This window comes from Stenotrophomonas sp. STEN018, assembly GCF_056760235.1.
In genome coordinates, this window is sequence record NZ_JBRREK010000036.1 from 30511 (window position 1) to 45915 (window position 15405).

Sequence of the window (15405 nt, forward strand, 5' to 3'; positions counted from 1 at the left end):
CCGCCCAGACCCTGCTGCCCCAATGGTTTTCCCACCTGCTTCATCGATGAGCGTTTCCACAGGGCAGCACCGGGGCTTACTCGCTGAGCTTGCGGATCAGCTTTTCCCAGTCTTCGCGCAACTTGCCGTCGGTTTCCATCAACGTGCGGATCTGCCGGCAGGCGTGCAGCACCGTGGTGTGGTCGCGGCCGGCAAACGCATCGCCGATTTCCGGCAGGCTGTGTTCGGTCAGTTCCTTGGTCAGCGCCATGGCGACCTGGCGCGGACGGGCCAGCGAACGGGTGCGCCGCTTGGACAGCAGATCCTTGATTTGCAAGCCGTAGTAGTCGGCAACCGTTTTCTGGATGTTCGGAATGCTGATCGCCTGTTGCTGGGCGCGCAGCAGGTCGCGCAGGGTTTCCTGGGCAAACTCGGTGGTGATCGCGCGGCCGGTGAAATTGGCGCGGGCGGTCAGCGTGTTGAGCGCACCTTCCAGATCGCGCACGTTTGAGCGCATTTTCTTGGCGATCAGGAACGCCACGTCGTCCGGAATATCAGCACCGCGTTCGCGGGCCTTGGCCAGCACGATGGCAGCACGGGTTTCAAAGTCCGGTGGCTCGATGGCGACCGACAGGCCCCAGGCCAGACGCGATTTCAGGCGGGCTTCCAGGCCTTCCACTTCGCGCGGGTAGCGATCGCAGGTCAGGATGATCTGCTGCTTGCCGTCAAACAAAGCGTTGAAGGTGTGGAAAAACTCTTCCTGGGTGCGGTCTTTGCCGGCGAAGAACTGGATGTCATCGATCAGCAGCGCATCGACCTGCTGGAACTGGCGCTTGAACTGGTCCATGGACTTTTCCTGCAGCGCACGGATCATCGCGCTGAAGAACTGTTCCGAACGCAGATACAGCACTTTTGCCGCCGGATTTGCCTGGCGCATGGCGTTGCCAGCGGCCAGCATCAAATGGGTTTTACCCAGACCGGTGCCGCCGTACAGCAGCAAGGGGTTATGCGCACGATCACCCGGCTTCTGCGCCGCCTGGAATGCCGCCGCCAAACCGAGCTGGTTGCTGCGGCCTTCGACGAAATTGGTGAAGGTGTAGTGGGCGTCGAGGTTGCCGTTGAACGGCACCACCGGCGCGGCCGGCACATAGCTGGCGCTCGGGGCGACCAGCGGAGCCGGCTCCGGCGCACGCGGACGCGAGCCGATTTCCAGGATCACCTCGCCGAAACCGGCGAAATGGGTCAGCAATTCGCCGATGCGCGGCAGGTAGCGTTCGCGCACTTGGTCGACGATAAAGGCATTTGGCGCGTACAGCACGAGACTGTCAGCGCGTTGGTCGGCCTGCAGCGGCTTCAACCAGGTGTGGACATCTTCGGGCGGGAATTCCGCCTCCAGACGTTCGAGACAACGTGTCCAGGCATCCATCAGCAATAGTCGTCAAAGGCTTGCCAGCCGGGCGCAGAAAGCCGCCGGGCCACAGGCCGGAAGGGGGAAAGTGGATGGCTCAGACTACCACCGCAGGCCCGATGCGGGAATGCTTGTCCCGGATTTATTCACAGGCTCATCCACAAGATGTACACCGGCCTGTGGATAGCTTTGTCAAGCAAGACTTGACGTGACCCCGGTAGGGTCTATAGAATTTCCGGTTCTTTCCGTCCACTTCATACAGGTGCCCCAATGGCCACCAAGCGCACGTTCCAGCCCAGCAACCTCAAGCGCAAGCGCGATCACGGTTTCCGTGCTCGTATGAAGACCGCCGACGGCCGCAAGATCCTGTCGCGTCGCCGCGCCAAGGGCCGCAAAGTCCTCAGCGCTTGATTGCGTTGCCGCGTGAAGCGGCAATCGCAACACCGATCGTGATCAGTGCCTACCCGCGTAAGCGATTTCCTCGCTCTGCGCGGGTTCGTACGCGTGCCGAATATACAACGGTCTTCAACGGCGCCCGCCGTGTATCCGATCCCTTGATGACACTCCACTGGTTGAAAGGGGATACCCCTGCTCGACTCGGTCTGGCTGTGTCACGCAAGGTGGATACGCGTGCGGTCGGTCGTAACCGTATCAAGCGTGTGTTGCGGGATGCAACACGCCATCTACGGTCGTGCCTGAGCGGTGGCGATTACGTCATCGTTGCCCGATCCGCGGCCAAGACCGCCAGTAATCAACAGATCCGTGAGGCGTTCGAGCGCCTGCTGCGCCGTTCCGGCGCATTGCCCGTTGTGGCTGCGGGCGGCACAATGCCGCCGCACGAGGGCGCACCCGCCCCTCTTCCTTTGAACGTACCGGACACTTCCTCCGGTCGAGCCGAGCCTGCCTGCTGATGAACCAGACCCGTGTATTCCTGATTTTTGCCTGGCTGATGGTAGCCGTGCTGCTGTGGATGGAATGGGGTCGCGAAAAGGCCGCACCGGATCCGGCAACCGTGGCCACCACCCAGCCGGCCGTGCCGGGCGCCAATGACGTTGATCTGCATGCGCCGGCCACCGCCGACGTGCCGCAAGCCACCGTGCCGGGCCAGCCGCCTGTTGCCGCCGCCGCACCGGGCATGGAAGCCGCTTCCAGTGCCCAGCGCGTAACCGTCACCACTGATGTATTGAAGCTGGTGCTCGACGGCCGCAGCGTGCTTGACGCCGATCTGCTGCAGTTCCCGCAGACCAAGGCCGCCGGCAGCCCGCCGGTGCAACTGCTGACCGAAGACAAGGCGCATCCGTACAGCGCCACCGCCGGTTGGGCCAGCCAGAACAACTCGCCGGTACCCGGCGCGAACGGCTTCCAGCCGGTGCAGGGTGTCACCACCGTGGCGCTGGCTGAGGGCCAGAACGAAGTGCAGGTGCCGTTCGTGTGGAACGGCCCGAACGGCGTCAGCATCCACCGCACCTACACCTTCAAGCGCGGCGATTACGCCATCAGCGTGAAGGATGAAGTGGTCAACACCGGTGCCGCACCGTGGCAGGGCTATGTGTTCCGCAAGCTGGACCGCGTGCCGCCGGTGATCACCAAGGGCATGACCAACCCGGATTCCTTCAGCTTCAATGGCGCCACATGGTTCAGCCCGGCTGATGGCTACCAGCGTCGTGCGTTCAAGGATTACCTGGAAGACGGCCCGATCAACCAGACCATCAGTGGTGGCTGGGTGGCGATGCTGCAGCACCATTTCTTCACCGCATGGATTCCGCAGGCTGACCAGTCCGCGCTGTACCTGCTGTCGCAGAACGGCCCGCGCAACGTGATCGAAACCCGTGGCCCCGGCTTCACCGTGGCGCCGGGCCAGAAGGTCAGCACCGAGGCGCGTCTGTGGGTGGGCCCGAAGCTGGTCAACCAGATCGCCAAGGAAGACGTGAAGGGCCTGGACCGCGTGGTCGACTACAGCCGCTTCTCGATCATGGCCATCATCGGCCAGGGCTTGTTCTGGGTGATGAACCAAGTACACAAGCTGATCGGCAACTGGGGCTGGTCCATCATCGGCCTGGTGATCCTGCTGAAAATGGCGTTGTTCCCGCTGGCCAACGCACAGTTCAAGTCGCAGGCCAAGATGCGCAAGTTCCAGCCGCGCATCGCGCAGCTGAAAGAGCGCTACGGCGACGACAAGCAGAAGTTCCAGACTGCAATGATGGAGCTGTACAAGAAGGAGAAGATCAATCCGCTGGGTGGCTGCCTGCCGCTGCTGATCCAGATGCCGATCTTCTTCGCCCTGTACTGGGTGCTGGTGGAGTCGGTGGAACTGCGTCAGGCGCCGTGGCTGGGCTGGATCCAGGATCTGACCGCACGTGACCCGTACTTCATCCTGCCGATCATCAACATCGCGGTGATGTGGTTCACCCAGAAGCTGACCCCGGCTGTGGGCATGGACCCGATGCAGCAGAAGATGATGCAGTTCATGCCGTTGGTATTCGGCGTGATGATGGCCTTCATGCCGTCCGGCCTGGTGTTGTACTGGGTGGTCAACGGCGGCCTGAGCCTGCTGCAGCAGTGGTGGATGATCAAGAAGCACGGCGAAGACGCGCCGAGCAAGGTGATCGAAGCCAAGTAAGCAAAAGCCCGCCGCAAGGCGGGCTTTTCGCATGTGGGGGAGGGCATAGCGCGCCGATCGGTTGTTTGGTTGTTTGGTTGTTTGTGGGAGCGGCGTAAGCCGCGAAGCAGGCACAGCATCAGATCGCATAGGTCCCAAGGGTTTCAGTAGAACCGGCTTCGCGGCTTACGCCGCTCCCACAAACAGCCGAACAGCGCCGCAAGCTTGGCTTCTCACCTGTGGCGTTAGAATCACCACATCTGTTGCACCCTTTCACGCCGAGCCTGCCATGCCCCGTTCGTTGTCGCGCCGCCTGATCCTGCCTGCCGTGTTGCTTGCCGCACTGACGATCGGCGGCTGTTCCAAACAGGACGAGGCCGGCACCGCGACGCCAACCCAGGCCAGCGCGCAGGCCGCAGCTGCGGCCAATCCAGCGGCGGCACCGCTGTTGACTGCATTGCAGAAACAGTTGGACGGGCACCGTCGCATCGTCGTCTTGCTCGCCGACGAAGCACAGCAATCGCCGGCCGACCGCCAGACCTCCAGCCGCATCGGCCAGCAGTTGTTCCACGATGGTTTGGAGCAGCGCCAGGCCATCGCCGCGCAGTTCGACGCCTTGCTGCGCGATCCCAATCCACAGCGCTTCGCCACCCTAGCCACGGTGCTGGATTACATCGAATCCTCGCCCGAGCTTTACGACGCAGACCGTCTGGCCTTCCGTGAAACACTGCGCGAACTGCATCAACGCGTAGGCGCGGATTCCTCGCTGCCAGCCGTAAAGCTTCACCAACGCATCGGCGAAGACCTGGAAGCACTCGATGAGATCGAGCGCAACTACAACCAGGAACTGACCCGCATCTTCAGCCGCTTCGAACGTACCCGTGCCATCGAGCTCAAGCGCGAGAAGTGGGATGACTACGTCGCCCACCTCAACACGCTGTACAAGCGCGATGCGATCCTGCGCGATTTCGGTGTGATCGAGCCCTACCCGATGTCGATGCAGGACAGCGACCGCGAAATCTTCGGCCGCGACCTGCCCGCAAAAACCGTGGTGCTGACCTTCGACGATGGCCCGCACAAGGCTTACACCGATGAAGTCGTCGCCATCCTGCAGCGCTACGACGTACCGGGCGTGTTCTTCGAAGTGGGCCGCAACCTTGGTGCGGTCGAGGCCGATGGCAAGGTCAAGCTCGGGCCGATGGCTGGCATCAGCCGCAGCCTGATGGAGCACGGCTATGCGGTCGGCAACCACAGCCTGACCCACGCGCAGTTGTCGCGCACCACTGGCGATGCCCTGCGTCAGCAGGTGCTCGATACCGACACCCTGCTCAAGGGCGTGGATGCCAAGCGCGCGCCGCTGTTCCGCTTCCCGTATGGCGCACGCAATGCCGAAGGCCTGCAGCTGCTCAACGAGGCCGGGCTGAAATCCATCATGTGGAACATCGACTCGATGGACTGGGCCGATCCGGTGCCCGAATCCATCGTGCAGCGCGTGGTCGACCAGGTGCAGAAGGAACAGCGCGGCATCATCCTGTTCCATGACATCCACGACCGCGCGGTGAAGGCGCTGCCGCAGATCCTCGACAAGCTGATCGCCGATGGCTACCAGTTCGCCGGTTGGAACGGCCGCGACTTCAGCGTCAGCCGTGCGCGCAAAGGTGTGGTTGCCGATACCACGGTCACTACCGGCTACGAAAAATCCTGGGCGATCGTCATCGGCATCGATGAGTACGCCAAGTGGCCCAAGCTCGAATACGCCGGCCGCGACGCACAGTCCATCGCCGATACGCTGACCGGCCAGTTCGGCTTCCCGTCCTCGCAGGTGATTGTGCTGAAAAACCAGCAGGCCACCCGCAACAATATCCTCGCCGCCTTCCACGACCGCCTGGCCGATGAGCGCACCGGCAAGAATGACCGCGTTTTCGTGTTCTTCGCCGGCCATGGCGCGACCCGCCAGCTGGCCTCCGGCCGCGACCTGGGCTACATCATTCCGGTGGACTCGGATCCCAACGAGTTCGCCACCGATGCGATCGCGATGACCGACATCCAGAACATCGCTGAGAGCATGCAGGCCAAGCACGTGTTGTTCGTGATGGATGCCTGCTACAGCGGCCTCGGCCTGACCCGTGGCGGCGGCAGTTCTTCTTCGTTCCTGCGCGAGAACGCTCGCCGCAGCGCGCGGCAGATGCTGACTGCCGGTGGCGCCGATCAGCAGGTGGCCGACAGCGGCCCCAACGGGCATTCGGTATTCACCTGGGTGCTGTTGCAGGCGTTGGCCGGCAAGGGTGACCTCAATGGCGATGGCCTGATCACCGGCACCGAGTTGGCTGCGTATGTGGCGCCTGCGGTGTCGGCGGTATCGCGACAGACCCCGGCCTTCGGCAGCCTGCCTGGTTCGCAGGGCGGCGAGTTCGTGTTCCAGGTGCCGGACAGCCAGGAATTCCTCAACGCCGACACACGCCAGCTGTCGGCTGACGCCATTGCCCTCAATAGTCGGGTCGACGCGGTGCAGGACGCCAAGCCTGCAGGCAAGACGGAGGCGCCGGTAACCGTTGCCGATCTGCAAGGCGGCAAGAGCACCCTGGTGGTGCCGGCCGCCGTGCCGACCTCGGACCGCCAGCGTGCGCAGCAGGCCAATGATCGCGGCCTGCAGTTGTACCGCGAGAAGCGCTATGACGAAGCCGCCGTGCAGTTCACTGAAGCATTGAAGCTGCGCCCGGACTTCGCCCAGGCGGCCAACAACCTCGGCTTCGTCTATTACCGCCAGCAGCGCTACGCCGAAGCTGCACGCTGGCTGGAGAACACCTTGAAGATCGATCCCTCGCGCGCGGTGGCCTATCTGAATCTAGGCGACGCCTACTTCAATGCCGGCGACAAGGCGAAGGCCAAGCAGGCCTACAGCACCTACCTGGAGCTGCAGCCGCAAGGCAGTGGCGCAGCCCAGGCCCGTGCGCAACTGCAGAAGCTGTAAGCCATGAGCGACTTGTCCACAGGCCAGACCATTGTTGCCATTGCCAGCGGCGCCGCTGCCGGCGGCGTCGGCATGCTGCGTGTCTCCGGCCCGCAGTCGCTGCGGATTGCGGTTGCGCTGGGGTGTGCACAGCTCAAGCCGCGCCACGCCCATTACGCCAAGTTCCGCGATGAGGCCGGCGAGGTCATCGATGACGGCATCGCCCTGTACTTCCCTGGCCCGCGCAGCTTTACCGGCGAGGACGTGGTGGAACTGCAAGGCCACGGCAGCCCGGTCGTGTTGCGCCAGCTGCTAGCCAGATGCATTGAACTGGGCGCACGTCAGGCCCGCGCCGGTGAGTTCAGCGAACGCGCGTTCCTCAATGGCAAGCTCGATCTGGCCCAGGCTGAAGCCATCGCCGACCTGATATCAGCCGGCGATGTCCGCGCCGCGCGCGCCGCCCGCCGCTCGCTCGATGGCGTGTTCTCGCGCCGGGTGGAAGAAGTGGGCGAGCAGCTGGTGCGGCTGCGTATCCATGTTGAAGCGGCCATCGACTTTGCCGACGAACCACTGGACACACTCGGCGGTGCGCAGGTGCGCGCCGGTATCGAACAGGCCAAGGCTTTGCTGGCCCAGCTGCGCGTCGACGCCGAACGCGGCCGCAAACTGCGTGATGGCCTGCACGCGGTGCTGATCGGGCCGCCGAACGCCGGCAAGAGCTCGCTGCTCAATGCATTGGCTGGCAGCGAGCGGGCCATCGTCACCGATATCGCCGGCACCACCCGTGACACCTTGCGCGAGACCATCCGCATCGATGGGCTGGAGCTGGAACTGGTCGACACCGCTGGCCTGCGCGAAGGCGGTGACGCCATCGAACGCGAGGGCATGCGCCGTGCCCGCGCCGAGATGCAGCGCGCCGACCTGGCCATCGTCGTGCTTGACGCCCGTGACCCGGAAGCGGGCAGGGCAGCGATCGGTGATGCCGCCGCACAGGCCGCCCGCCAGCTGTGGATATACAACAAGTCCGACCTGCTACCGCAGTGGCCGCAGGAGCTGGGCGCAGACAGCATTGCCCTGTCCGCCGCCAATGGCCAAGGCCTGGAGCAACTGCACGCGCGCCTGCGCGAGATCGCCAGCCACGGTGCGGGCGAGGGCATGCAGGGCGAGTTCTCTGCGCGCCTGCGCCACGTCGAAGCGCTGGCTCTGGCCAGCGAACACCTCGACGCCGCCGATGGCCAGCTGCATTACGACCAGCTGGAGCTGGCTGCCGAGGAGCTGCGCCTTGCGCATGACGCACTCGGCGAAATCACCGGCCGCATGACCGCAGATGATCTGCTAGGAAAGATCTTTTCGAGTTTCTGCATCGGCAAATGATGCCGGTGTGGAGTCAACGGCCCGCAGGGGTCAGTCAACACAAGAGTCAGGAGGTAGTTGATGTTTTCGCACATCGTGGTTGGCGCCAATGACATCGAGGCATCCAAGGCGTTCTATGACGCGCTGCTGGCCGTACTCGGCGCAAGGCCGGGTTTCGTCGATCCCAAGGGCAACGTGGTGTACCGGCATGACGGCGCGCTGCTGATCGTCGGCCATCCGCGCAACGGCGAGCCGGCCACCCATGCCAATGGCGGCACCATCGGCTTCAGTTGCGCCTCTCCGGAAGTGGTGGAGGCCTGGCATGCGGCAGGTGTTGGCCACGGCGGCGTGAGCGTGGAAGACCCACCGGGACCGCGGCAAAGCCCGTTCGGTCCGCTCTACCTGGCGTATCTGCGTGACCCGGCCGGCAACAAGCTGTGTGCCACGCACCGGGCTGCCCAGGCCTGAGCATCGCCTTTCCCGGCAACGGCGGCGCGGACCAGTACGCGCCGCCGGTTACTGACAGTTCTGTTTGCCACCGTTAGGCTAGGCCCTGTTACGGGATCCCCCCGCCAACGGAGTCCGGTCCAATGCGCCATTGATGCCACCGTCTTGATGACGGTCCCTACCAGTCCCTGCTGCCGCTGGCGGCCGGGTGCTTCGGGCATCGATGGAACACCGCATGACAAACTCAATTTCCGTGACGCTGGATGGCGTCGCGTGGCAGACGCCTGACGGGCGCAGCCTGTTCTCCAACCTCAACGCACAGTTCGATGACCGGCCCACCGGTCTGGTCGGTCGCAACGGTGTGGGTAAATCCGTACTCGCACAGATACTGGCCGGGCTGCGCCAGCCCAGTGCTGGGCACTGCCGTCGCATCGGTGAGGCCTACTACCTCGCACAGCAGGTACAGCCACGAACAGGACAGCGTGTAGCCGAGCTCGCGGCTGTGGATAAGCGTGTGGATGCATTACGCAGGATTGAAGCCGGAAGCACGCTACAAGCGGATTTCGACGTGATTGGCGAGCAATGGAGCCTGTGCGAAACCCTGCAGCAATCACTGTCCGATGCAGGTCTGCACGGCGTGGATGCGGATACACCTGTGGATAAGCTCAGTGGCGGTCAATGCATGCGTGTGGCCTTGGTCGGCGCACTGCTGCAGCCGGTGGAATGGCTGATCCTCGACGAACCCAGCAATCATCTCGATCACGCCGGTCGGCAATGGCTGGCCGAACAACTGCAAGCAAGAAAGCAGGGCCTGATCCTGGTCAGCCACGATCGGCTGCTGTTGCAACAGGTGGAACGCATCGTCGAACTGTCGCCGCAAGGGCTGCGCAGCTACGGCGGCAACCATGCGTTTTATGCACAGGCCCGCGCTGGCGAACGTGCCGCAGCCGAGGCCTTGTTGCAGCAACGCCGGCACGAACGCCGCAAAGGCGAGCAGACACTACGCGAGCAACGCCAGCGGCTGGAACAGCGCAGCGCGCGCGGCAACCGTGAGGCTGCCAACGCCAATCAAGCGCCGATCCTGCTTGGCCTGCAGCGGCAGCGTGCCGAAGCCAGCTTGGGCAAGGCGCGCGCGCAGCTCGATCAACGCCAGCTGCAACTGCATGACGCGGTGCGTGAGGCACAGGCCGATAGCGAAGCCGCAGCACCGGTATTGCTGCTCCCAAACGTGCAAACGAGCGGACCGGAATGGGTAGTGCGCTCCACACAACTGCAGCTGCCACACGTAGCACCGGCGCTGCGCGCGCTGGACTTCAACCTGCGTCGCGGCGAACGGGTCGCCATCACCGGCGCCAATGGTGTGGGTAAGTCGACCCTGTTGAAGGTGCTGGCCGGGCAGCTGCCGGCGTTGGCTGGCGAAGTGAACGTGCAGGTGCCAACCGCCTTGCTGGACCAGCAGCTGCAGCTGCTACCCGCGCACAGCAGCGTGCTGGAAGCCTTGCGCCTACGTAATCCGGCCATGGCAGAAGGGGAGTTACGCAATCGCCTGGCCTTGCTCGGGCTCGATGCCACTCAGGTACAGCTGCCTTCAATCCAGCTCAGCGGCGGGCAGCGGCTGAAAGCCGGTCTGGCCTGCGCGCTGTACGCCGATCCACCGGCACAGCTGCTGTTGCTGGACGAGCCCGGTAATCACCTGGACCTGGATGCGCTGGCGGCTCTGGAAGATCTGTTGCGTCAATACCAGGGCAGTCTGTTGCTGGTCTCGCATGACGAGGCGCTGCTGCAGGCCATCGGCGTCACCGCGCGCCTGCATGCCGGCGTGGATGGCTGGCAATGGCAGCGCACTTGATACCTGTGTGTTCTTACGCGCGTCATATGCAGCCGTCATGCTGCGCACCTTGTTTTCGATAGGAGTGCTGACGGTGCGAAGCTGGGCCTGGTTGATGGCGGTGGGGGTTGGCGTGGCATGCTGTTGGGCAATGGAAAGCTCAGCCGCACAAACTTACCCACAGGTTTCGGTGTACGCGCACCGTGGTGCCAGCGCATTGCTGCCCGAACACACCCTGGCCGCTTATGCACAGGCGATCAGCGACGGCGCCGATTACATCGAGCCGGACCTGGTGATGAGCAAGGACGGGGTGATGCTGGCCCGGCACGAGAACGAGATCGGTTCGACCACCGATGTCGCCAGTCATCCCGAGTTCGCCAGCCGCCGCACCCGCAAGCTGATCGACGGGCAGCAGGTCGAAGGCTGGTTCACTGAAGACTTCACCGTCGCCGAGTTGAAGACGCTGTACGCACGCGAGCGTCTGCCGCAGATCCGCGGTACCGCCTTTGATGGCCAATTCCGCATCGCTACGTTGGACGAGATCATCAGCTTCCTGGTGCAGCAGGCCGGCCGCGCCAACCGCGGCATCGGCCTGGCACCGGAGATCAAGCACGGCAGCTACTTCAAAGGTATTGGTCTGCCGATGGAAGACAAGCTGTTGAGCACTCTGCAGGGCAACAGTTACACCAAGGTCGCGCCGGTCCTGCTGCAGTCGTTTGAAACCGCCAACCTGCGGCAGATCCGCAGCAAGCTCGGCAAGGGCAGCAATATCCGCCTGCTGCAGCTGCTCGATTCCGGCGACGCAAAGCCGGCCGACGTAGCGTTGGCCGGCGGCAAGCTGACTTATGCACAGATGATGACCCCGGCTGGGCTGCGCGATATCGCCAGCTATGCCGATGCGATCGGTGTGGAACGGCGCGCGCTGGTGCCGCTGGATGCACAGGGCAAGTTGGCGGCGCCTACCGCCTTGATCGGCGATGCACATGCCGCAGGCCTGCAGGTCGTGGCTTACAGCTTCCGCCCGGAAAACCCGTTCCTGCCGCCGGCACTGCGCCAAGGTGCGGAGAACGCACGGAACCCGGAGGCTTCGGTGGCCGAGATCCGCGCCTATCTGCAGGCGGGTATCGATGCGTTCTTCACCGATGATCCGGCGCTGGGGCGGCGGGCGGTGGATGGTGGTTCTTAAAAGCTGACAAGCGCCCCCTCCCCAACCCTCCCCTTGGCTATGCCAAAGGGAGGGAGCGGTTTCTGGCGATCTGTCAGTCCGCAGCGCAGCCGCTTGGCCCCCTCCCTTTGGCGCAGCCAAGGGGAGGGTTGGGGAGGGGTCAGCTCTTAAGCTTTTCGCATCTCAACGACATAGCAACCAAGACCGCCCCTCAAGACGGCTCGTTGGAATCCCGCCTGCGCAACGGCACCACCACCTCATAGTCGCGGCCTTCGCGCGGCTGCCACAGCACCGGCACCTGGCCTGGTGCGGGCGGTTCCAGTTCGTTGTCGGCCTGGGCCAGTTGTTCTTCTTCTTCGTCTTCCCAGCTATAGCGCTTGCGCTCAGCGCGCGGGTCGGCGTTGCGGAACAGCAGTGCGGCGATCACGCCGGCTGCTGCACCGCCCATATGCGATTGCCAGGACACGCCCGGCTCGTGCGGAAGGATGGTGATCAGCATGCTGCCGTAGAACAAGAAGCCGATCAGGCTGGCGGCGATTGCCGGCCGGTCGCGGCGCAGCAGGCCGAGCACGAACACCAGGAACATCAGGCCGTGGGTCAGGCCACTGGCGCCGAGGTGGCGGCTGCCGGCATCGCCCAGCATCCAGGCGCCCAAGCCGGAACCTATCCACAGCAAGGGCAGGGCACGCAAGGTGGCTTTGGGATAAACACTGCCGGCCAGCGTGCCGAGAATAAGCAGGGCGACCGCATTGGCGCCCAGGTGTTCAATCGAACCATGCAGCAAGGGCGCGCCTAGCAGGCCGGCCAGACCGCTGGCCTCCAGCGGCGCTACCGCCCACGGCCGCCAATCCCAGCCGCTGCTCTGCAGGGCGAATATCGCCACCAGCAGCAGGACAAAGCCCAGGCTGATGTTGAACGCGCGCAGCACCCGGCTGCGGTCGTTGCGGGCAGTGGTGGCCGGCGTGTCGCCGGTGTCGGGCAGGGTTGGCGTGTCCATGATCAAGGGATTGCGGCGCCTTGGGCGAAAGCCAAGGGCGCCGCGCATGGGATCTGGCGTGCCACCGGCGGGACAATCCCACCGGTGGCGTGTACATCAGGCCTTGTGGCCGCCCTTCGGCGGAATCTTCAGGCTCAGGATCACGGTGGCCACCAGGATCACTGCAACCACACCCAGCGATACCGGTACCGGGATCTTGAAGATGTCGATCAGCAGCATCTTGGTGCCGATGAAGGCCAGGATGACCGCCAGGCCATACGGCAGCAGGTGGAAGCGGTCCGCCATACCGGCCAGCAGGAAGAACATCGCGCGCAGGCCCAGCACCGCGAACACGTTCGAGGTCAGCACGATGAACGGGTCGGTGGTGATGGCGAAGATGGCCGGGATCGAGTCCACCGCGAAGATCACGTCGGTGACCGCGATCAGGATCAGCACCACGAACATCGGGGTGAACCAACGCACGCCGTCCTTCTCGGTGACCAGGTTGTTGCCGTTGTACTCGTGGCTGATGCGCAGGTGCTTGCGCATGAACTTCAGCGCCGGGTTGTTATCCAGGCTGGGTTCTTCGCTGGCGGCAAACCACATCTTCCAGCCGGTGTAGAGCAGGAAGGCGCCGAACACGTACAGCAGCCAATGGAACTGGGTAACCAGCACGGAACCGGCGAAGATCATGATCGTACGCAGCACGATCGCGCCCAAGATGCCGATGATCAGCACACGTTGACGCTGGGTCTCGGGTACCGCGAAGTAGCCCATGATCAGCAGGAAGACGAAGATGTTGTCGACTGCCAGTGCCTTTTCGATCAGGTAACCGGTCAGGAACTGCAGGCCCACTTCATTGGCCACAGCCGCGCCTGCGGTCTCGTGCAGGTAGTACCAGAGGCCGGCATTGAAGGCCAAGGCCAGCGCCACCCAGCCCAGCGACCAGTAAATAGCCTCTTTGAAGGTGACCTTGTGCGGGCCGCCGTGGCGCATCAGCACCAGGTCGATCAACAGCGCGGCGATGACGACGGCAATGAAGCCGCCCCACAGCCAGGGATTACCAATTGTCTGCATCATGATGAAATTCCGGTCGTGAACGGGGGTATCTCGGAACCACAAAGGCCAAGAGCTGGACACGGAATCAGGAGACCGGGGACAGAGCTTCGCCTATGCGGCGAAGGTCTTGCTCACAGTTCCAATGGCTGGAACTGCCGTTGCACCGGAGTCTTGCGACTCGAATTGACGGCGACAACGTCTGGGAGCTACTCCCCTTCTAGGGCGAATAGTGCCGTGTGTGCCTATTACAGTCAATGAATACGCTGCAGGCAGGGGGCGCTGCGCGGCTACAATAGCGCCATGAATACCCCACTCCCCGTCGTACGCCTGAAGAACGCGTGGCGCTCCAGCCACCCGTGGATTTTCCAGAAACTGGTCGAGAAGCCGACCGTCAAGCCCAAGTCCGGCACCATCGTCGATGTGGTCGGCGTGGACGGCGAGTGGATTGGCCGCGGCTTCTACAACGGCCACTCGCGCATCGCCGTGCGCATCCTGGAAACCAATCCGGACGTAGCGGTGGACCAGGCCTGGTTCGCGCAGAAGCTGGCGCAGGCGGTGTCGCTGCGCCGCGACGTGCTCAAGCTGGACGCAACCTCCAATGCCTGGCGTGTTGTCCACAGCGAAGGTGATGGTCTGTCCGGCCTGGTAGTGGACCGCTATGACGACCTGCTGGTGGTCGAGTTCTTCGCTGCCGGCATGTTCCGTCACCGCGAATGGATCTACGAGGCGCTGCGCGACCTGTTCCCGGGCTGCCGCTTCCACAGCTTCGCTGACGAGCACGTGCAGAAGCAGGAAAGCTTCGATTTCCACGGCAACACCACCACCGAACCGGCGGTGATCACCGAGTACGGCATCAAGTTCCGTGCCGACCCGGCCGGCGCGCACAAGACCGGTTTCTTCGCCGACCAGCGCGAGAACCGTGAGTGGCTGAGCCAGCAGGTGGAAGGCAAGACCGTGCTCGACCTGTGCTGCAACACCGGTGGCTTTGCGGTGTACGCCGCAGCGCGCGGTGCGGCTGACGTGCTGGGCGTGGACATCGACCAGGACGTGATCCATCTGGCCAAGGGCAATGCGCGTCTGAACAACGCCAAGCCGCGCTTCGTGCAGGCCGACATTTTCCCGTGGCTGCGTGATGCGGCCAACCGCGGCGACCAGTACGACGTGGTAATCCTCGACCCGGCCAAGATGACCCGCGACCGCGATCAGGTCATCACCGCGCTGAAGAAGTACCTGGACATGAACAAGCTGGCCTTGGGCGTGGTCAAGCCGGGCGGCCTGTTCGCCACCTTCTCCTGCACCGGCCTGGTGGCCGAGGACCAGTTCCTCGACATGCTGCGCCGCGCCGCGTTCTATTCCAACCGCACCATCCAGATCCTGAAGGTTGCCGGCGCTGGCCCGGACCACCCGTTCATGGCGCACGTGCAGGAATCGCGTTACCTCAAGGCAGTGTTCTGCCGCGTGCTGGACTGAGGCAAAAGCAACCCCTCCCCAACCCTCCCCTTCGCTACGCGAAAGGGAGGGCTCTGCATCGGTAGCAACTGTCTTGTCAGCCGGAGGCCATAGCGGCCTCCGCATCTCGTTTACGAGCATTGAGGATGACCAGCATCTTTCTCATAACCGCGACCAAGGCCACCTTGCCGG

General features: G+C 63.7%; 12 protein-coding genes. 9 read left to right on the top strand and 3 right to left on the bottom strand.

Annotated features, from left to right (window positions below):
• Positions 1–76: 76 nt before the first annotated feature.
• Entirely contained in the window at positions 77–1405 is a 1329-nt protein-coding gene (dnaA, locus tag ACVOMB_RS14305; RefSeq protein WP_481531792.1) for a chromosomal replication initiator protein DnaA, read from the bottom strand.
• A gap of 252 nt (positions 1406–1657) precedes the next feature.
• On the opposite strand from dnaA, the gene rpmH reads away from it, so the two are divergent.
• The 8 genes from rpmH (at position 1658) to ACVOMB_RS14345 (ending at position 11750) form a co-directional block, all read left to right on the top strand.
• A complete protein-coding gene (gene rpmH, locus ACVOMB_RS14310; RefSeq protein WP_006404565.1) occupies positions 1658–1798 on the top strand; it encodes a 50S ribosomal protein L34 in 141 nt (46 codons plus the stop codon).
• Positions 1795–2298, top strand: coding sequence for a ribonuclease P protein component (rnpA, locus tag ACVOMB_RS14315; RefSeq protein ID WP_481515457.1), 504 nt, complete (start codon positions 1795–1797; stop codon positions 2296–2298). Before rpmH ends, rnpA begins: the two co-directional genes overlap by 4 nt.
• Positions 2298–4007, top strand: coding sequence for a membrane protein insertase YidC (gene yidC, locus ACVOMB_RS14320; protein ID WP_481531793.1), 1710 nt, complete (start codon positions 2298–2300; stop codon positions 4005–4007). The genes rnpA and yidC overlap by 1 nt, the downstream gene beginning before the upstream one ends.
• Positions 4008–4275: 268 nt before the next feature.
• Entirely contained in the window at positions 4276–6957 is a 2682-nt protein-coding gene (locus ACVOMB_RS14325; RefSeq protein ID WP_481531794.1) for a polysaccharide deacetylase family protein, read from the top strand.
• Between the two features lie 3 nt (positions 6958–6960).
• Positions 6961–8310 (top strand): tRNA uridine-5-carboxymethylaminomethyl(34) synthesis GTPase MnmE, encoded by a 1350-nt coding sequence (gene mnmE / locus ACVOMB_RS14330; protein WP_481531795.1) that lies wholly within the window; start codon positions 6961–6963, stop codon positions 8308–8310.
• Between the two features lie 60 nt (positions 8311–8370).
• Entirely contained in the window at positions 8371–8757 is a 387-nt protein-coding gene (locus ACVOMB_RS14335; protein ID WP_481531796.1) for a VOC family protein, read from the top strand.
• A gap of 214 nt (positions 8758–8971) precedes the next feature.
• Positions 8972–10585 (top strand): ATP-binding cassette domain-containing protein, encoded by a 1614-nt coding sequence (locus ACVOMB_RS14340; protein ID WP_481531797.1) that lies wholly within the window; start codon positions 8972–8974, stop codon positions 10583–10585.
• A gap of 130 nt (positions 10586–10715) precedes the next feature.
• On the top strand, positions 10716–11750 hold the full coding sequence (locus ACVOMB_RS14345) for a glycerophosphodiester phosphodiesterase (protein WP_481531798.1): 1035 nt from the start codon (positions 10716–10718) through the stop codon (positions 11748–11750).
• A 190-nt stretch (positions 11751–11940) separates the two neighbouring features.
• On the opposite strand, the gene ACVOMB_RS14350 is transcribed toward ACVOMB_RS14345, so the two are convergent.
• Together ACVOMB_RS14350 and ACVOMB_RS14355 are read right to left on the bottom strand one after the other, a co-directional pair.
• A complete protein-coding gene (locus ACVOMB_RS14350) occupies positions 11941–12726 on the bottom strand; it encodes a rhomboid family intramembrane serine protease (protein ID WP_481531799.1) in 786 nt (261 codons plus the stop codon).
• Between the two features lie 96 nt (positions 12727–12822).
• The gene (locus tag ACVOMB_RS14355; RefSeq protein WP_481531800.1) at positions 12823–13782 is read right to left on the bottom strand and encodes a TerC family protein; all 960 of its coding nucleotides are present in this window, start codon (positions 13780–13782) and stop codon (positions 12823–12825) included.
• 282 nt (positions 13783–14064) lie between these two features.
• On the opposite strand from ACVOMB_RS14355, the gene ACVOMB_RS14360 reads away from it, so the two are divergent.
• On the top strand, positions 14065–15234 hold the full coding sequence (locus ACVOMB_RS14360; protein WP_481513413.1) for a class I SAM-dependent rRNA methyltransferase: 1170 nt from the start codon (positions 14065–14067) through the stop codon (positions 15232–15234).
• Positions 15235–15405 lie beyond the last annotated feature (171 nt).